Source organism: Bacteroides salyersiae (assembly GCF_031172035.1).
GTDB classification, from domain to species: domain Bacteria; phylum Bacteroidota; class Bacteroidia; order Bacteroidales; family Bacteroidaceae; genus Bacteroides; species Bacteroides salyersiae.
Genome location: NZ_CP133452.1, coordinates 4784267 through 4803466 on the forward strand (window position 1 = coordinate 4784267; position 19200 = coordinate 4803466).

Here is a 19200-nt window from a genome sequence, read left to right on the forward strand (position 1 = left end):
ACGCTGCATGGCTTCTCTTCCTTTGGGAAAAAGGAGTACCTGCCAGAAAGAAGTGTAAGGCAAACAATAATAACTTCTCCAATTAAAAGAGAGCCTGTTACAAAATGTCCAGCAGTTCTTTCAAGGAAGTGATGCAGGACACATCTTCGGTTACATCAGCCATAGAAGGACACCCTTTCACCACCTGACACCCCAAAGACAAAGCCGGAAGAATATCGTTCTTCACCGAATCGCCTATCACGACTACCTCGTCCGGAGCAAATCCGGCACGGTCGATAGCTAACTTCCACAAAGCAGCATCCGGTTTGCGGATTCCTTCCAGTGTAGAATCGGTTATTGAAGAGAAATAAGATACGATACCCAAATCGGTTACTATCTTCTTCAAATTACCATAATAATTGGATACCAACAACAATGTATACCGTTTTGACAACGGTTCCAACACCTCTTTCGAAAGAATCACATAACGGGAAGAAAAATCAGTCACAAGACGTGCCGCACGCTCCGGCAGTTCTTCCCTGTTCTCTTGCGTATCCGGCAGAATCCCCCTTCTGATCAGATCATCAAATTGCAAACGGGTTTTGAAAGACTGTGTTTCAAGCAATGAATGTGAGGTTTTCACCAGTTGCAAGCGCTCCATCATCTGTTCGGCATACACATAAGAGTCTCTGAAATTCTCTCCCGTAAGCGGTAAATGCAACTCCTCGCCATAGAGCTTCAGATAAATCTTCATCCAATGCATAAACGGCGAATCGAGTGTACCGCCAAAATCAAAAGCCAGCGCTTTTACTTTTTCCGTATGTATCATTTTTTATTTCCTATTTTCATTAATGCAAGACCGATAACGATCCAGAACAACTCACGTACCCGTGTGATAAGTGCCGCATACACACCATAGGCTCCCGATAGGGAAAGTCCTCCCACTGCCAAAGCAAAACCACCTTCGCGCCCTCCCAACTGCATGGGAAGGAAAAACAGCAAATTGGCCAGCAAGGAAGAAAAAGCCACGATGAGGATGCAGTTTACAAAACTGACATTTGTAGTCAGCACATTCAGAATGAGCCATACTTCCAGACAACTGACGATTCTCGCCGAATATTCCAAAAACAAAGCACTGTAAAAAGTACTCTTTTTCTGCTGATGAAGCAAAGCAATCTGTTTGTCTATATTTTCAAGTTTCTCCTTATGGGTTTCCGAGAAACGAATGACACGGTGCTTCAAAAAAGGGATGTGGCTTCCCATACGTACACATGCCACCGCCATGCCATGACGATATCCTTTCACAAACAGAGTGCCGAGAAACAGGCAGAGAGCGGTTATCAATCCCAAAACAATCCCCATCTCCCAACTTACCGGATAAACACAGACATAAATAAATACGGAACTGAGCCACAGCAGGAAATGCGAAAAGATATGCATCATCACGTAGAGAATGACCGACGAAGTAGCCCTTTCCATCCCTACAAACGGAGTCAGCTCCATGATCCGGTAAGGCTCTCCTCCCATCAGTCCCACCGGAGTGACATAATTGAGGGCAAATCCCGAAACCGTAAACTTATACAACTGCATAAAACCCAACGGAGAGGTTTTTCCTCCACTCCGGAGAATGATATACCACGAAAGGGTATTTATCAAGTAGATAAACAGCCAAAGTAATAAAACCAACGGAAGGTAAAAACCGGCACGCCTTAAATTATTCAGCAAATCATCGTACGACACATCGAACGTGAAAAGCATGATAACCACAGCCACCACTCCAAAGACCAGAAAGATATTTCGGAATTTGCTATTCATTATGACATCTGTATTTCTTTGTACAACTTATTACTCAACCGCTCGTGCTGCCAGATCATATAAATCAACAGTCCGTTCAGCACCGTGAGTTCAAAAACAAAATACAGCCACGGCTCATTGATGAGCAGACTGATGAAGAGAACGGTCACCCGGGTATTGAAAGAGAGAATGTTGGTGTATTTCATCAACGGCAGACTCTCCCGGCGGAATTCGTCACGGATCTCCTGTGGAGCCACTGCACCGTATCGTTGCTGCAACAAAGCGAAAAAACGCTGGAAAGCCGGAGTAAGACGCTCCTGAGAACGGGTATAATCGCAATAAAACCAAAGGAAGAGTTTCCGGATGAAATCTTTTTTCCAGGACAAAGAGTTGTAAATGGCTTTTTGCTGCACATAATTATCGAGTTCGCTACCCGATTTCCCTTTCAAAAAGAAAAGATGAATGTTCCGGTAATAATCGGCCATTGCTGCCTGCTTGCTATGACACAAGCCGGTCACGGCTGCCAGTATCCAGATCCAATAAGACCACTCCGGAGTCAAGCGCAAACAGATGGCTGCATAGATAGAGATAAACCAAAAATCACCGGACACACCGTCCAATATCCGTCCGATCTCGGACTTCTGTCCGGTCATACGTGCCAGTTGTCCGTCGGCACTGTCGTACATGTTGGCCCAAACCAACAGGCACATGCCTATCACATTCAGCAAAAGATCGTTGTAATAAAACAATATCCCTGCCGCAACTCCCAAAAAGATGGAAGCAATCGTTATCGCATTGGGAGTAACTCCCATTTTATGAAAAAGAAGCGCCCATCGGTAACCGACAGGACGGTAAAACAACAAATCGATCCACTCTTCGGTATCCGCCGATTTTAAAGTTGCTTCCAATCCGTTTTTACTTATTTCATTACTCATAAATCCGCATTTTTAGTTTTTTGCAGAACAGCCTGCCCGATGGCTATGGCCGCTTCTTTACGACAAGGGGCAAAACTCGGCCAATCGTTAAAATCGATAATACGAATACTACCGTCCGGAGATACGATGCAATCACCGCCATATACATCGACTTGCAGCACTTTCGCCGCCTCGTCACAAATATGACACAACGCATCCTCTGAAAAGGAGATACCTTTCGGAGCACCATTAATAGCTTCTAAACCGAATTTGCTATGATGTCCTTCCAACGGATAGAACCAATAGAAAAATCCGGTACCGGAAACACCGTAAAACTTGATCAAATCACCTGCCAGATGCTTGTTTATCACGACACGCTCGATACCGCGCAACGCATATTCGGCCATCACTTCCCGCAACTCGCTACAAGTCCGTATATACGTCACATCTTCTTTATGGATGGCATGAAAATCGGCACGCTTCACCCAGCAGGGTTCGAATTCCGATTCGATAAGACTAACCGGAAGTTCCTCGTGAACATCCCAGATAAGACTTTCGGGATGAGGAACCTGATGTTTTAATAATAAAGCAGTCATCTGCTCACGCGTGCAATTCTCAATGCCGAAAGCAGAATTGACAGCCACCACTCCTTTTCTTTCAACTTTTTGCAAGTTACGGACAGCAGCTTTGCTACGCATCATTGTGAAAACAAACTTCTCATTTAAAGGATTGGTCAGAAACTCCTGCTCGGTATATAGATTGACCCTATGGCCATTTTCTTCCAGATACTGGGCCACAGCAGAAAAGATAGCAGCATCGTTCCCGACATGATTGGGAGAGAAAAGGGAATATCGCTGTATTCCCGCAAAAGTATATGATTTCATTTAATAGTCTGTTCTTCTAAAAAGCGTTCGGCTTTTTCAACGTCTGTTGCATGATCGATGTCTATTACCTTTGAAAAAGGATAGGCCTGTACCTGCAGTCCAGCGTCCACTAAATACTGCTGAAAGCCACGCATACGAGATACTCCTTTCTCCATGGCAGCAGGCAACAGAGAAAGAGCCTTTTGATTCATACAATAAATTCCCCCGGAAATGTACCGGCAATCGGGATACGATTCACTGGCATACCCCACAATTTTCAGATTATCAGGATGGGTCTTGACATATAACGGGCGTTCGTCATCAATAAAGTCGGTTACTGCCATCAAGGCATCCTCTTTATCACTCTCCCGAAAAGCACGGATATAATCCGAAAACTCCGGTTCACGGAAAATCGGATCTACCGTAGTAAGACAAAATTTACCTTCTCCCTTCAAATAAGGCATCAGTTCATAAAAGCTATGAAATGAATCGGGAGTAGACTTCACCACAACGTGAAGCGGCACCGGCAAATGTTGCTGTTCCAGGAAATCACGGACCTCTGTCATTTCTTCATTAATAATAATGCAGACCGAGTCTGCATTATTATTAAGAAAAATGTGCAATAAGCGCCCCAACAAAGGTTCACCTCCTACCTTCACCAAAGGTTTAGGTACTTGGATTCCGTCTGAGACCAAACGTGAACCTTGTCCGGCTGCAATGAGTGCATATTTCATTCTATCAGTATCAATCGAGATAACTCGGTGCTTTTTCACCGATCATATTACGCAATGTTTCTTTTACCATTCTCCATTGTGTGAACAAGTCATGTACCGGCTGATGTTCAAAATCATGCATCGGGCTCTTGCAGAAGAATGACAACCAAGTCTGTATACCGCACATGCCCGCACGAAGAGCCAGGTCACTGAACAGAACCAAGTCGAGTGCAATAGGAGCAGCAAGGATAGAATCGCGACAAAGGAAATTTACTTTTATCTCCATCGGATAGCCCATCCATCCGAAGATGTCGATGTTATCCCACGCTTCCTTATTATCTTTGCGAGGAGGGTAATAATTGATACGTACTTTGTGGTATACGTCACCATACAAGTCAGGATATTTCTCCGGTTCGAAGATGTTATCGATCACAGATAATTTGCTGACTTCTTTTGTTTTAAAGTTTGCAGGATCATCCAAAACTTCACCGTCGCGATTACCTAAGATATTAGTAGAGAACCAACCGCTAACGCCTAACATACGAGTTTTGAACATCGGTGCCAACACCGTTTTCATCAATGTCTGACCGCTCTTGAAGTCTTTACCGGAAATAGGCACATTCATCTTCTTGGAGAATTCCCACATAGCCGGAGTATCTACACACAAGTTAGGAGCACCCATGATGAACGGAGCACCTTCTGCAATAGCAGCATACGCATAACACATACTTGGAGAAATGGCATCCGTGTTGTTTTCTTTCATTGCTTTTTCCAAGGCAGCCAATGACTGGTGTTCTTCCGACAGAGGAATATAGATCTCTGTACTTGCAGCCCACAACACTGAAATACGTTCGCAGTTGTTAGCAGCTTTAAAATCGCGGATATCTTGACGAAGTTGTTCTACCATTTCCCAACGGGTAGCAGCCTGCTTGATGTGAGTTCCGTTCAGACGTTTGGCCCAATTATGGTCGAAAGCGGCGGGCATCGGTTTGATAGCCTCCAATTCTTCTTTCACCCCATTCAGGTCTTTTTCTTTCAATACTTCAGCATACATAGCAGCTTCGTAAGCATTGTCAGGGAAAATGTCCCATCCACCGAATACAATGTCGTTCAAATCTGTTAAAGGTACGATGTCTTTAATGAGTTTTTCCTCATTATTTTCCATGCGCATTGCGGCCATCTGTGTAATAGAACCTATTGGTTTTGCCAATCCCTTGCGAGAAGCCAGTGTTCCTGTTATCATAGTGGTAGCAACTGCGCCACCAACACCTACAACCAAGACGCCAAGACGTCCTGATGCCGGTTTAATTTCTTGTTCCATTTCTGTTGTTTTAGATAAATTAAAATTGCCTACAAAGTTAGGCTCTCCTGCATACCTAAAGAAGTTCTAATAGTCGGATTAATTGTTCTATTTGACATATTATCCCCTTAAAGAGTACTTATAACCTATGTAGTCCGAATTTACCAATCTCAGATATATCATTCTATATCAATTATTAAACAAACTCTGCCTGTTACCTTTTTTTTATAAATTAACACATCAATACATAAACAGATCGATACATACAGGTACGCTATCAAACAGAAAGTTTAACATGATGAAATGAAGGTTTAACGAAACACTTTTCACGAAATACTGTTGTACTAAGTATTAAACGAACCGAATATATAAACCTAAAACAACTTAATTATGGAATGGATTATAAATCAACTGAGGGTACATCCTGAGTTAGCCATTTTTCTAACACTTTTTGCAGGATTCTGGATAGGCCGGTTGAAAATAGGAAAGTTCTCACTCGGTACCGTAACAAGCGTCCTGCTGGTAGGCGTGTTGGTAGGACAATTAGATATTACAGTAGACGGCCCGATGAAAGCAGTATTCTTTCTGCTCTTTCTTTTCGCCGTGGGCTACAAAGTAGGACCGCAGTTCTTTCGCGGACTGAAAAAAGACGGTTTGCCCCAAGTGGGGTTTGCCGTACTGATGTGTATCGTCAGCCTTGTTTCCGCTTGGGCATTGGCAAAAATAATGGGTTACCACGTAGGGGAGGCAGCCGGACTATTAGCCGGTTCACAAACGATTTCCGCCGTTATCGGAGTGGCCGAAGATACAATCAACGGACTCAGTATCAGCGATGCGCAAAAAGCCACTTTCATCAATGCAATTCCCGTGGCATATGCCGTAACCTATATTTTCGGTACAGCCGGCTCCGCTTGGATACTGGCATCACTCGGTCCGAAATTTTTAGGTGGGCTGGAAAAAGTAAAAGCCGACTGCCGGGAACTGGAAGCTCAAATGGGGAGCTCGGAAGCCGATGAACCGGGATTTGCCCCCGCCTTGCGACCCGTCGTATTCCGCGCCTACAAAATAACCAATAAATGGTTTGGAAAAGGAAAACGCGTTACCGATCTTGAAAGTTACCTGAATGAACAAGGGAAACGCCTTTTCGTAGAACGCATCCGCCAAAGAGGGGTCGTAAAAGAAGTAACACCCAATCTTATCCTGAAAGAAAACGATGAAGTGGTACTCAGTGGCCGCCGTGAATTTGTGATTGGTGAAGAAGACTGGCTCGGACCGGAGGTAATAGATGCACAGCTACTCGACTTTCCTGCCGAAACACTCCCCGTAATGGTGACACGAAAAACTTTTGCCGGAGAAACCGTATCAGCCATCCGTTCGCAAAAATTCATGCATGGTGTCAGTATCCGCAGCATCAAGCGTGCAGGTATCCATGTTCCTGTACTGGCACAGACCGTGGTAGATTCCGGGGATATGCTCGAGCTGACCGGCATGAAGCATGAAGTGGAAACTGCTGCCAAACAAATGGGATACATCGATCGTCCTACCAATCAAACGGATATGATATTCGTTGGGCTCGGTATTCTCGTCGGTGGATTGGTCGGCGCGCTATCTATTCATTTGGGTGGTATCCCGATAAGTTTATCAACAAGTGGCGGCGCACTGATTGCCGGTCTCCTCTTCGGATGGCTACGCAGTAAACACCCGACTTTCGGCGGTATCCCCGAACCTTCCTTATGGGTACTGAACAACGTCGGATTGAACATGTTCATTGCCGTGGTGGGTATTGCCGCCGGTCCAAGTTTCGTCACCGGCTTTCAAGAAGTAGGTGCAAGCCTCTTCCTTGTCGGAGCAGCAGCTACTACCATCCCATTGATCAGTGGCCTGTTAATGGGAAGATACTTATTTAAATTTCACCCGGCACTGACCCTCGGGTGTACCGCAGGAGCAAGAACGACTACCGCCGCATTGGGAGCCATACAGGATGCTGTCGAAAGTGAAACCCCTGCTCTGGGGTATACGGTGACCTATGCAGTAGGTAATACGTTACTGATTATCTGGGGGGTATTTATCGTGCTGATGATGTAAGGGAGGGGGTGGCCTCTCCCCAACCCTCTCCGTGGGAGAGGGAGTAAAGTTAGATGTGAAATCAAATTATAAACCATACATCACACACGATCACCCAAGAGGCTGGAAAGTAAAGTTAGATGTGCAATCAAATTATAAACCATAGTATCTGTCCTCCCTCTCCCACGGAGAGGGCCGGGGAGAGGCTAAATAAACCAAACTTAATTATGGAAAAGAAATCAAATACCACAGGCATCACTAAAAGTTTTGCCAAAAAGATGGAATCTATCAGTCCATTTGAATTAAAGAACCGCCTTATCGACATGGCAGACGAGAGCGTAAAAAAAATGGCTCATACCATGCTCAATGCCGGACGTGGTAATCCGAACTGGATAGCCACGGAACCCCGAGAAGCCTTTTTTCTTTTAGGAAAATTCGGACTTAGCGAATGTACACGTGTACAATCTTTACCCGAAGGCATTGCCGGAATCCCACAAAAAGAAGGCATTGCCGCGCGTTTCGAAGCATTTTTAAAAGACAACAGTAAAGAACCGGGAGTAAAATTATTAAAAGACAGTTATAACTATTTACTGATGGAACATGCTGCCGATCCGGATACGCTCGTTCATGAATGGGCGGAAGCCGTCATCGGTGACCAATATCCTGTGCCGGATCGTATCCTGCATTTCACCGAACTCCTCATACAGGATTATTTAGGCCAAGAATTATGTGACCGGCGTCCTCCAAAAGGCACATTCGATCTTTTCGCCACCGAAGGAGGTACAGCCGCCATGTGTTATATCTTTGATTCCTTACAGGAAAATTTCCTGCTGAACCAAGGAGACAACATCGCTTTGCTCGTACCCGTATTCACCCCTTACATAGAAATACCGCAGCTCCGCCGTTATCAGTTTAATGTCACAGAGATTTCTGCCGATAAAATGACAGCCGACGGACTCCATACCTGGCAATACCAGGACGAAGACATCGATAAGCTAAAAAATCCGGAGATTAAAGCGCTCTTTATCACCAATCCGAGCAATCCGCCCAGCTATGCATTAAGTGCGGAAACAACCGCGCGTATCGTCAATATCGTAAAAAATGATAATCCGAACTTGATGATCATTACGGATGATGTGTATGCCACATTCATACCACACTTCCGTTCACTTATGGCAGAGTTACCGCATAATACACTGTGCGTATATTCTTTCTCCAAATATTTCGGAGCAACCGGATGGAGACTTGCCGTCACTGCCCTCCATGAGGACAATATCTATGACAAGATGATTGCCCGCCTGCCCGAAGAGCAGAAAGCCATATTATCCAAGCGTTATTCCAGCCTCGATTTACATCCGGAAAAAATGAAATTCATCGACCGTATGGTAGCCGACAGCCGTCAGGTAGCGCTAAACCATACAGCAGGATTATCACTACCACAGCAAATGCAAATGAGCCTGTTCGCTTCTTTCTCCCTATTAGACAAAGGAGATTATTATAAAACAAAGATGCAGAATATCATCCGTCGCCGTCTGAATGCTTTGTGGGACAACACCGGTTTCTCATTGGTAGAAGACCCGTTACGCGCCGGTTATTACTCCGAAATAGATATGCTGGTATGGGCCCGAAAATTCTATGGCGATGAATTTGTTACATATTTGGAAAAGAGCTACAACCCATTAGACGTAGTATTCCGTCTCGCCAACGAAACATCACTCGTATTGTTAAATGGCGGTGGCTTTGCCGGTCCCAAGTGGAGCGTCCGCGTTTCTCTTGCCAACTTGAACGAAGCCGACTATGTAAAAATAGGCCAAGGCATCAAACGCATATTGGACGAATATGCAAAAGAATGGAAAGAGAAGTAGAGTTGGTGAGTAGTGATAAGTGATAAACGATACTACTCACTTATCACTAATTAAATATTATTCTAAACCGTGTCAGCCCATCGGCATAAGTGCGAAGCGAAAACGAACATCCGTGACGCATCAATACCTCACGGATAAACACCAGACCGATTCCCTGCCCGTTCGGTTTGGTTGAAAAGAAGGGACTGAAGAGTTTAGCTTCAGTCTCTTTTGTTATTCCTTCACCGTTGTCCACTATTTCAATGCTTGCCGGAGAAGAGGTACGTATTTGTATTTTTCCATCCTTTCCGATGCTCTCGGCTGCATTTTTGATGATATTTACCAATACTTGCTCAAACAAAGCAATATCCAAGTTGACATCTCCCAATTCCTCATCGATATCCAATGTAATAGCAATGTTCCGATCCGTACACATTCCTTCCATAAATCGTTTACAAGAAAATACCAGATCATTAAGATTGACAGGAGCCAAATTGGGTTCCGGGATTTTCACTACATCGGCAAAGCGGGTAATAAAACGACTCATGGAGAAACAACGCTCCGTACACACCTGCATGACCTCACAAATATCTTCCATCCCTTCCGATTCGGAAAGAGCCTGCCCCACCGTATCGAGCGTAGAGGTGATACCGGCCGTTGTATTGTTCACTTCATGTGCGATCATACGAATCACTTTCTCATAGGCTTTCTTCTCTGCTTTCATCACTTCATCCGTCAGGCTTTCGATAAGAAAGAACGGATGATGAAAACCCCGGTCTATAAATGACGAATGTGTACATTTATAAATATTCGAGTCATTCAATCGAACGGTCACGGTCTCTCCTTGGGCAATAGCAGCCAGTTCCGCAGCCAACGGAGAATCTATGGAAGAAAGTTTCTGCCCCTGCGCCTCTTCATAACGGACACCCAGCATTTTTACAGCCATCGGATTCAACTGAGACACATCATCATCAAGACTGGTAATGATTACCCCCATCGGAGAAGCGTTTATCAACAGGTCCAGAAAATGATTCTGTTCACGCAGACGGAGACGTTCGTTTTTCAACTGTTCCATCATCCGATTGAAGACATTTACCACCCGGTCGGCTTCATATTGCCCCACAAGGCTCAGCCGGCTACTAAAATCCTGTTCGCGCAGCAATTCCATACCACTACCAATGGTATCCAACGGCTTTATTATCTTTCTATAAAACAGAATAAGATAAATCAGCAGGAAAGCAATCAATATTTCCGATCCATATAATAAAGGCCGATAAATCCAGCCACCAAAGTAGAGTATCACTCCACCAAGAATGATCAGAAAGAAGGTAAGTATAAAAAAGTATCCTTTAAGACGCACGTGATTAGTGGGTTAGTGGCTAATAACTAATTCCATATTTTTCCAACCTCCGATAGAGCGCCGCACGGCTGATGCCCAATGCCATAGCTACCTGACTGAGATTTCCTTTATAACGTTCCAACGCCTGCAATATAGTCTGACGTTCAATTTCATCCAGCGTCATACCGGCAAACGCACTGCCCGCAGCAGCTTTCGGTTCATCTTGTCGAAGATATTGGGCATCAAAATCCGAGGCATCGAGTATCGGTTTGCCACTAACCAGAATCGTACGTTCCACTAAATTTTTCAGTTCACGGATATTTCCCGGAAAAGGCAAGCGGGTAAGAAACTGAAGTGCATCGGCAGAGAATTCTGTGCGGGGCAATCCGTTTACTTCGGCCTGACGATCGGCAAAATGGCGGGCCAATAAAGGAATATCTTCCCGTCTCTCACGCAAAGCCGGTAGCTTTACTGTGATCAGATTAATACGATAGAACAAATCTTCACGGAAAGTACGTTCGCTTACCATCTTACGTAGATCGGCATTCGTTGCAGAAACAACACGGATATCCGTTTTTCGGGGACGGCTATCTCCCAACACCTCAAATGTCTGATCTTGCAAGACACGAAGCAGTTTCACTTGGCACGACGGGTCCAGATCTCCAATTTCATCCAAGAAGATAGTACCCTTGTTTGCCATTTCAAAACGTCCGATACGGTCGGCACTCGCATCCGTAAAAGCTCCTTTCTTATGACCGAACATTTCACTCTCAAAAAGACTCTGGGATATACCGCCTAAGTTCACTTTTATAAATGGCTGCTTCGCACGCTGACTGTTGATATGAATCGCTTCGGCTATCAGTTCTTTACCCGTTCCGCTTTCTCCCGTGATAAGCACGGAAGCATTGGTACGGGCAATCCGGGCAATGGTATTCAAAACGTCCGTCAGTCCCTGACTCTTTCCTATAATATGACTGCGATTCAGCGCATCACTCTGTTCCTGCGGTATTTCGGCAGGCGTAGCAGACAATTCCAATGCCGTCTCTATCCGTTGCAGCAGAGCGGCATTATTCCAAGGCTTCGTTATAAAATCAAATGCCCCGGCTTGCATACCCTGCACAGCCAATTGAATACTTCCCCATGCCGTCATCAAGATAACAGGCACATCGGGACGGAATATTTTCACTTGCTTAAGCAACGTCAGACCTTCCTCTCCGGTAGTGGAAAGGGTAAAATTCATGTCCATCAGAATGAGATCCGGAGTTTCAGAACGAACAACATCCATCGCTTCACGGGGACCGGGAACTGCCAAAGCCGAATAACCGGCACGTTTCAGCATAAAACTGAGAGAAGAACGGACAGCACTGTCATCATCAATGATTAGTATCATATGTGTATGTGGTTTTATATGCGCAAAAATAAGAATAATTATTCAATATGCCAATATGCCAATGTGCCAATGTGCTGCGCTATATCAAAAGAATAGCATCCCGCATGGAAATTGGCACATTGGCATATTGATATATTGGCACATTATTTAATCACTTCTTCAAAATCAACTTCCAGTTTCGTCCCCCTTTCAAAATCCCACAATGTGAGGCTCCGAATCTGGTAGAAATAAGACCAATAATTATAAAGTTCCGATATATGCTTCTGACGCGCCTCATCTTTAGAGTTTTGCGCATCGTTTAGATCCAACGTATTGATTTTGCCGATCAGAAAGGTTTCGATACTCGTTTTATAACGTTGCTGGGCTATCAAGTCGGCCTCTTTGGCAATGCTCAATTGCTGTGCCTGATTATTGAAATGTTCCACGAGCAGAAAAATATCCTGATTGAAATTCATCTGTTCCTGACGGATTTTCGAAAGAACCACTTCCCGGTTACTCTTGGCAACACGCACTTTTCCACGACGCTTTCCCCAATCAAGAAGAGGGATTTTCACTCCTACCTGTACAATCTGATTATCGAGCAAATGATTGTAAGCACCGGCAAACTCATTATCCAAGCCAGTATAACCGACGCTTGCAAAAAGATCGACACTCCGCAGGTTACCGCGTGCGGTAGCTACCGCATAATCTGCTTCCAGTTGCCGACGGCGAATATTCTGTGCAAAAGAATTCCGTTCCAATGCTTTATTTAGTACTACATCATATTTTATTTGCACATCCGGAACCGATTCGGGCAATACCGGTTCCAATTTCTCATTCTCGCCCATTCCGAGGAAGGCACGAAGCTGAAACATCTTGGCATTGAGATCACTCATAGCCTCCGTTACAGCAGCTTTCGCATTCAAAGCAGAAAGTTTCAGTTGTAATAGCTCATTTTCAGAAATCTGTCCCATCTCCCGCTTAGCTCCCGCCACCTTATAAAGATGTTCTGCATTCAACTGGTTCTGCCGGGCAGTAGCCAATACCTCTTTAGCCAGTAACAGCTGAAAAAAATAGGTAATGGTCTTCCGGGTCACATCTTCCGTAGCAGAAATAAAAGCCGCCTTTGCCTCTTCATAACGTACGGGTTCGATACGACGATCCCATTTCAATTTATTCACGCCAAAAATGGGTTGCGTCAGTTCCAAGCTGACCGGCACAGACATAAACTTTTCTTTCCCCTCCCCGCCGAACTGCTTAATGTAGTCTAATGACGTAGTAAGGGATAACTTTCCACCCGTGAACCAGATATTCTGATCGATAGACAAATCTCCGCTAAGCCCTAAATAGTTATTACGGACAAAGCCATACGTCCCGTCTGAATTTTGATAGGAGTTGTATGATTTGTTATAATTGGGCAATGTCCCCGTCAGATTGACTTCCGGCAAAAGATCAGCACGAAATGTACGGTATTCCCAATACGATGTTTTCAATTCATTCAAAGCCACAGCTGCATCAACAGACTGCGTACGAGCCAAAGCAATCGCTTCACCGAGTGTTATTTTCCGTTCGTCTTGTGCTTCAAGAATCAATGGACACACAAAAGCCGCTAAAACAAGCAGTATATTCTTCTTTCTCATAAAAGTATTATTTTCTGTGAGCAAAGAGTCCAAACGGTATGCCAAAAAGATAAATCACTTATTTTCGGCACATTAATTCATTCTTCGACTGTTCGAAAACGAACACTTTGTGCGCAAGCGAACGTCGTTTGCCGTTTATTCGCTGATATCAGGCAATCGGACTGTAAACCGGGTACCTTTCCCTTCTTCAGACGTGACACTGATCGTTCCGTGCAGGCGTTCTACGATCGTCTGGCAGATACTCAGTCCCAATCCGGCTCCCTGGGTAAAATTATCCACTTTATAGAAACGCTCAAAGATATGCCTTACTCCCTCTTTGGAAATCCCTTTACCGGTGTCCTCCACAAACAAGGAAGTGTATCCGTCTTCGTCCTCCGTATACCCGAAAGTAATTGAACCGCTCGTCGTAAATTTAGCAGCATTGTTTATCAGATTATTTACCACCTGTTGCAAACGCACGTTATCCGTCACCATATATTTCTTACTGCCTTCTGGAATATCCAGCAGCAACTCCACACCGGGAGGCATATTCAACTGTTGGGAGTCGTGTACATTCTTCAACAGTAAAGGAAGACTGTGCCGTGAAAGCTGGAAGTCCATCGTTCCGGATTCAATACGCGACAAATCGAGAATATCATTGATCAATGCCAGCAACAGGCTGCAATTCTTATTAATGGTAGCAATAAACTGTGCCACCTCTTCTTCCGTGAAAGCACTGGTATCGCTCAACAAGTCGGAAAAACCGACAATAGCATTCAACGGAGTACGGATCTCATGGCTCATATTGGCCAAGAATGCCGACTTCAGCTTATCGGCCTGTAATGCCTTATCACGGGCAATCGTCAATTCCTCTTCGGTTGTTTTATACCGTTGGATACTCTGGCAAACTCCCAAAATACTATATGGAGTATCAGCCGTCAACCCTCCAAGCACGGAAGTTCTGTATTCCCACCATTCGTATCCACCGTTTTCATTGTGCTGGCGGAAACTCATACGGATACTGCGTCCCTCTTTCAACGCTAAATCAAACTGTTTTTGTATGTGTTCCAATTCTTCGGGATGAACCGTCTTTTCCATATCGTCACGCGAAATGGTAACAACCGAACCGTCAAAGCCAAAACGCTGAAGAAATCCCAAAGGAAATGTAAAGACATTCGTACGGATATCAAACTGCCACGGATAAATGGAACTCTCTTCTATTGCCAAATCAAAGAAACGCTTCTTCATCTCTTCATCGGATACATTGTGACAGGAAAAAGCAACTCCGGTTACCTCCCCATTCGCATGTAAAGGCACCATCTCTCCCGAAACCGGAAAATAAATTCCACTGTGCACTTCCTGCATAAAAGAGTCGGGAGGAATCTGGCAACTCTTCCCTTTCGTAATCACCTCCTTCAACATCTCCCGCAGAATATCCTTTCCATTTGAATATATCTTAAAAATAGAACCGGCCGGAAGCCCCTCATAAGGACGGACAGAGACATCGGTAGGAAGATGCAACATCTTTAATAGAGAGAGATTGGTAAAATGGATGCGATAGTCCGCATCGTACGTTATTACACCTTCACGGATGGAATGGAAAATATTGTCAAACTCATCACGCTGCGCAACCAGACGGCTCTGCACCAAAAGTCGAGTCTGTGCATGCACCCTGCGTCTCGCCTCCCGCCGGTTAACCCGGAACAGCCAAATAACCAACAAAATCAATAGGCCTAAGATAGAAGCATAAAACAGTATAAAAAAGAACTTATACTTTTCCAGATAAGGTTCGTTGAGTATAATGCCCGGTTTCACCCGGTCTTTGTCTACCTTAAAAAACTCAAGTTGCTTATAATCATAAAAAAACTCGACCGGAGTCTCAGATATCCCGGCCTCCTCCGGAGAAGCTCCCCGTAGCACTTTGGAAGCCCGTACACCCGCCATACGCGAAGAGGTATACGGATCGGCATCATAGGCACAGAATACGCCATTGGTCAAGGAAATACTTTGACAGGAGAAAAAAGGAGCCTTTGAGTTTTTACCGATAAACGCCATGAAAGGAGACCACTTCGGAACAATTACAATGCGTCCATGACTATTGCGCGGATAACAAACAGAAGAGATTATACTGCTCGTACTACCCGTCTGCACATTATAGGTCTGCAATTTATAATCGGGATAACGCTTCACAAAACGTTGCCACTCATTCATGAAGTCTTCTTTTCCGGCAAGACTCAGAAAGCTGTTATCATTCACACAAATTACTTCCTTCCGTTCCGGAAATGTCTTATGCGCCTGTTCCAATAAAAGAAAAAAGTCGGGGTTAGAGGTAAAACCGCAAACATTCGGCAAAGTAGAGATCAACGCATCATCCGGATATTTAATACCATAAAAGACAACCGGTATCTGACGGGGTAACGAATCTCCACAATTAAACAAGGTATAGAAAGCTTCATCACTGGATGTCACGATCAGATCGGTGCCCCTTTCCCTTGCCCGGTCGCAGATACGCTTCATGATGACCTGCTCGGATCGATAAGCCCAATAATCGGCATCCAGATACTCCGTCGTGATTTTAACTTTCACCTTCTCACTGCTGAAACCGTCACGCAATCCACGGGTCAGGTCATTGTGCCAAGGAGTCTGATTCGTATATGATTGTATAAAAAGAACATTATAGGTCTGTTCAGCAGCAGCTATCTCCAGAAATGCCGTAAATAAAAGAAGCAGAAGAGTATAATAACGTTGTCGGATCATAAAGTTACATAACTGCGTTGTTTCACAATATGCACGCAAATATACGCTATTATCTTGAAAGCAACGCAGATATATAATTTTATTTTTTTACTCTTCACGCAATGCTTCTGCCGGTTGTATCTTCATAGCCTGACGTGCGGGAATCCAAACAGCCAGAAAAACGGTAAATACCAACAATAGATAAGTGATAAAAATACCGGCAACAAAACGGAACAAGGTGAATTCAACCGGATAATCGGATACAATTTCTGCCAATCCCAAGTTTGCCGCCACTACTATTGCCGGAATGAATGCCAATGTGAGCAATACTACCCCTTCTCCCCAAAGAAGCCTGCACAGACTGACTCTTGAACCGCCCAAAGCTACACGTAATCCGAGTTCGGAACGACGTTGCTGCGTTCGAAACCAAAAAGTGCCCAACACTGCCAGAAAAGCATTCAATAAAAAGAATACCGCCACTGATAGATAGGTATACAAATCATTACGAGGTTCTTTCAATTGCTCGTTCCGGAAATCGGTCATAGGGCGCATATCTTCAAGATAAAAGTTGCCGATCATCAACTGTTCACGCATGTCTTTACGGAATCTACGAATAAAATCATCACCGTCGGAATCGGGATGCACACGAATGTACACACCCAAATAGGGAGCCTCCAGATAGTAAAAAGGACGCTTTTGTGTGAAATGCAACGGTATGTAGGTAGCCCGTTGGTGGGAGGTAAATTCATTATACTTTTGATTTTCGCATACGGCAGCAATACGTACACTGTCGCCATTCAAGGTGTTTTTTACCCATTCACCCACAGCAGAACGTCCGGGAAAGAGCTGGCATGCCAAATTATCCGTAATGATAATATCGGTAAGATTGGCCCTGCCTGCCAACTGTTCCGGAGAACTTCCATCCGCCCCTTTCACCCGAAATACCCGGAAATATCCGGAACTGACGGTACGCATCCAACTGTTGCAAGTAATTGTATCGTAAATAAGAGAGGCACCTTGATTCGTCCATACATAATGTTTATGCATGCGTGTATAACAAACAGACTCCACAGCCGGATGATGTTCCAAGCGATCCATGAAAGTGTAAAAATCACCTGTAGCATTCTTGGTATGAAGTTTGTCCGATAAAAATTTATGGCTTTCAGGGGTCAGTACCCCGATATTGAGGGCATACACATTGTGCCAGTCGAATCCTAAAGGACGGGTCTGATTGACCGTAACCGTGTAAACATAATCTACCGCATACCACATACAAGTAGACATCACAAACAAACCGGCTATCAGCCATCCATTGTGACGACGGTTATTCCATATAATTGTAAGAATGTGTCTGAACATATTAATTACCTTTCATTTAGTGCATTGACAATCGTTGTACGAGCCACACGAACCGCTGGAATACCGGCAGAAAGCAGATTAAGAACCAAGCAGAAAGCTAAGGCTGCAAAAAATATCCACGGACTTATCATGGACGCGTTCATGGCGGCCGTACCTCCAACCGATAATGCAGATGCCAACAGCCAATCCGATAACAGCCAAAGAGCAAAATAAGAGAACAGAAGTCCTGCCACACCACCGATCAGCGTAAGCAACAGATTCTCGGCAAGTACCTGTTTCAACAAGACCGAACGGTTGGCACCGAAAGCCTTACGCACTCCAATTTCTGAAAGGCGTTTCCGCATGCGGCTCTGCGTCAACCCGGACAGGTTGATAGCCGGCACAAGCAGAATAACGATAATAATAATCACATAGTGAATGACTACCTCTTTTGCCGGAATACCTCCATGGGCGTATTTATGAAGCATCTGAATAAAAAATGTATCGGGTTGCCCCAGCAAATCCAGTTGCATATCCTGATCATTTGCATTCAATTTTGCCAAGTTCGTATTCACTTCCGCAAGAATCTCAGGAAAGCCGGTCGAAGAACGGGCCAGGATAAAACACTGGAAACTGCCTGTATGCCCTTTGGTCCATCCGGAAAGATCAATACGGCTGATATCCGTATTAGTGGTATAAGGCAACCATATTTCCGAATAACTCTGTTCGGCAAACTTACTGACATCACGTACCACACCGCAAACCGTAAACTCTACAAAGTTAAGTTCAAGATGACGCCCTACTGCCGTCTCTACCCCACCAAACAGACGCCGAGCCACACTCTCGCATATCACAGCCTGTTTCAGCCCGGCCTTGAAAGCAACCTCATCATAGGGTTGTCCGGCAAGAAATCCAAACTCAAATACCTTCCAGAAATCAGCATCGGTATAAAGCAATTGACAGTTGATCTCTTCTCCTCCCCCCGGAACCACAGCGAGCATACGCCCATATTCACAGATGGCAGATACGGCTTCTGCAGTCGTGAGAGGATAGAAAATTTGCTGTATATCATAAAGAGACAGGCGGCTGTAATTACGTGCATCTTTATCCTCCTTTTCATAAACACTCGACCACTTCACATAAAGCGTACGGTCACGATTCATTTCCGGCTCGTAATTAGCCGTTTTTGCATACAGCAGAATGATAATCACCATCACTACCGAAATAGCAAGTGCCGTACCGGCAATACTGATGGCAGAAAGTAACTTATTCTCCATCAGAAGATGAAAGGCCTGTTTAAAATATTGTCTGAACATGGAGAGGATTTA

The 19200-nt window shown here is 44.6% G+C and carries 14 protein-coding genes; 2 read left to right on the forward strand and 12 right to left on the reverse strand.

Annotation, left to right across the window (positions count from 1 at the left end; genetic code table 11):
* Positions 1–97: 97 nt before the first annotated feature.
* The 6 genes from RB604_RS18315 to RB604_RS18340 are packed head-to-tail and all read right to left on the reverse strand — an operon-like array spanning position 98 to position 5584.
* On the reverse strand, positions 98–808 hold the full coding sequence (locus RB604_RS18315) for an HAD family hydrolase (RefSeq protein WP_005930399.1): 711 nt from the start codon (positions 806–808) through the stop codon (positions 98–100).
* On the reverse strand, positions 805–1794 hold the full coding sequence (locus tag RB604_RS18320; RefSeq protein WP_005930396.1) for a lysylphosphatidylglycerol synthase transmembrane domain-containing protein: 990 nt from the start codon (positions 1792–1794) through the stop codon (positions 805–807). Before RB604_RS18320 ends, RB604_RS18315 begins: the two co-directional genes overlap by 4 nt.
* Positions 1794–2708, reverse strand: a complete 915-nt coding sequence (locus tag RB604_RS18325; protein WP_005930394.1) for a CDP-alcohol phosphatidyltransferase family protein — start codon at positions 2706–2708, stop codon at positions 1794–1796. The genes RB604_RS18320 and RB604_RS18325 overlap by 1 nt, the downstream gene beginning before the upstream one ends.
* Positions 2705–3571, reverse strand: coding sequence for a hypothetical protein (locus RB604_RS18330; protein ID WP_007481748.1), 867 nt, complete (start codon positions 3569–3571; stop codon positions 2705–2707). Before RB604_RS18330 ends, RB604_RS18325 begins: the two co-directional genes overlap by 4 nt.
* Complete coding sequence (locus RB604_RS18335) at positions 3568–4284, reverse strand: nucleotidyltransferase family protein (protein ID WP_005930388.1); 717 nt, start codon at positions 4282–4284, stop codon at positions 3568–3570. Before RB604_RS18335 ends, RB604_RS18330 begins: the two co-directional genes overlap by 4 nt.
* A gap of 10 nt (positions 4285–4294) precedes the next feature.
* Positions 4295–5584 carry an inositol-3-phosphate synthase gene (locus tag RB604_RS18340; protein ID WP_005930386.1) on the reverse strand — a complete coding sequence of 430 codons (1290 nt, stop codon included), beginning with the start codon at positions 5582–5584 and terminating at the stop codon, positions 4295–4297.
* 369 nt (positions 5585–5953) lie between these two features.
* Between RB604_RS18340 and aspT the strand changes: the two genes are divergently transcribed.
* Both aspT and aspD read left to right on the forward strand, forming a co-directional pair.
* Complete coding sequence (gene aspT / locus RB604_RS18345) at positions 5954–7648, forward strand: aspartate-alanine antiporter (protein ID WP_005930384.1); 1695 nt, start codon at positions 5954–5956, stop codon at positions 7646–7648.
* 206 nt (positions 7649–7854) lie between these two features.
* Positions 7855–9492 (forward strand): aspartate 4-decarboxylase, encoded by a 1638-nt coding sequence (gene aspD, locus RB604_RS18350; protein WP_005930382.1) that lies wholly within the window; start codon positions 7855–7857, stop codon positions 9490–9492.
* Between the two features lie 46 nt (positions 9493–9538).
* Here aspD and RB604_RS18355 read toward each other — a convergent pair whose 3' ends face one another.
* The 6 genes from RB604_RS18355 to RB604_RS18380 all read right to left on the reverse strand — a co-directional run bounded on the left by RB604_RS18355 (position 9539) and on the right by RB604_RS18380 (position 19188).
* Positions 9539–10831: a sensor histidine kinase gene (locus RB604_RS18355; protein ID WP_005930380.1), complete on the reverse strand. Its 1293-nt coding sequence runs from the start codon at positions 10829–10831 to the stop codon at positions 9539–9541.
* 19 nt (positions 10832–10850) lie between these two features.
* Positions 10851–12200: a sigma-54-dependent transcriptional regulator gene (locus RB604_RS18360; protein WP_007481739.1), complete on the reverse strand. Its 1350-nt coding sequence runs from the start codon at positions 12198–12200 to the stop codon at positions 10851–10853.
* 143 nt (positions 12201–12343) lie between these two features.
* A complete protein-coding gene (locus tag RB604_RS18365; protein WP_007481737.1) occupies positions 12344–13819 on the reverse strand; it encodes a TolC family protein in 1476 nt (491 codons plus the stop codon).
* 135 nt (positions 13820–13954) lie between these two features.
* Positions 13955–16552 carry a sensor histidine kinase gene (locus tag RB604_RS18370; RefSeq protein WP_182422694.1) on the reverse strand — a complete coding sequence of 866 codons (2598 nt, stop codon included), beginning with the start codon at positions 16550–16552 and terminating at the stop codon, positions 13955–13957.
* A gap of 90 nt (positions 16553–16642) precedes the next feature.
* Complete coding sequence (locus RB604_RS18375; protein ID WP_005930374.1) at positions 16643–17893, reverse strand: ABC transporter permease; 1251 nt, start codon at positions 17891–17893, stop codon at positions 16643–16645.
* A gap of 5 nt (positions 17894–17898) precedes the next feature.
* Positions 17899–19188, reverse strand: a complete 1290-nt coding sequence (locus RB604_RS18380) for an ABC transporter permease (RefSeq protein WP_005930372.1) — start codon at positions 19186–19188, stop codon at positions 17899–17901.
* Between the last annotated feature and the right edge of the window lie 12 nt (positions 19189–19200).

Coding starts and splice junctions, on each gene's coding strand:
- RB604_RS18315 (WP_005930399.1), bottom strand. CDS start 808: ATGATACATACGGAAAAAGTAAAAGCGCTGGCTTTTGATTTTGGCGGT.
- RB604_RS18320 (WP_005930396.1), bottom strand. CDS start 1,794: ATGAATAGCAAATTCCGAAATATCTTTCTGGTCTTTGGAGTGGTGGCT.
- RB604_RS18325 (WP_005930394.1), bottom strand. CDS start 2,708: ATGAGTAATGAAATAAGTAAAAACGGATTGGAAGCAACTTTAAAATCG.
- RB604_RS18330 (WP_007481748.1), bottom strand. CDS start 3,571: ATGAAATCATATACTTTTGCGGGAATACAGCGATATTCCCTTTTCTCT.
- RB604_RS18335 (WP_005930388.1), bottom strand. CDS start 4,284: ATGAAATATGCACTCATTGCAGCCGGACAAGGTTCACGTTTGGTCTCA.
- RB604_RS18340 (WP_005930386.1), bottom strand. CDS start 5,584: ATGGAACAAGAAATTAAACCGGCATCAGGACGTCTTGGCGTCTTGGTT.
- aspT (WP_005930384.1), top strand. CDS start 5,954: ATGGAATGGATTATAAATCAACTGAGGGTACATCCTGAGTTAGCCATT.
- aspD (WP_005930382.1), top strand. CDS start 7,855: ATGGAAAAGAAATCAAATACCACAGGCATCACTAAAAGTTTTGCCAAA.
- RB604_RS18360 (WP_007481739.1), bottom strand. CDS start 12,200: ATGATACTAATCATTGATGATGACAGTGCTGTCCGTTCTTCTCTCAGT.
- RB604_RS18365 (WP_007481737.1), bottom strand. CDS start 13,819: ATGAGAAAGAAGAATATACTGCTTGTTTTAGCGGCTTTTGTGTGTCCA.
- RB604_RS18375 (WP_005930374.1), bottom strand. CDS start 17,893: ATGTTCAGACACATTCTTACAATTATATGGAATAACCGTCGTCACAAT.
- RB604_RS18380 (WP_005930372.1), bottom strand. CDS start 19,188: ATGTTCAGACAATATTTTAAACAGGCCTTTCATCTTCTGATGGAGAAT.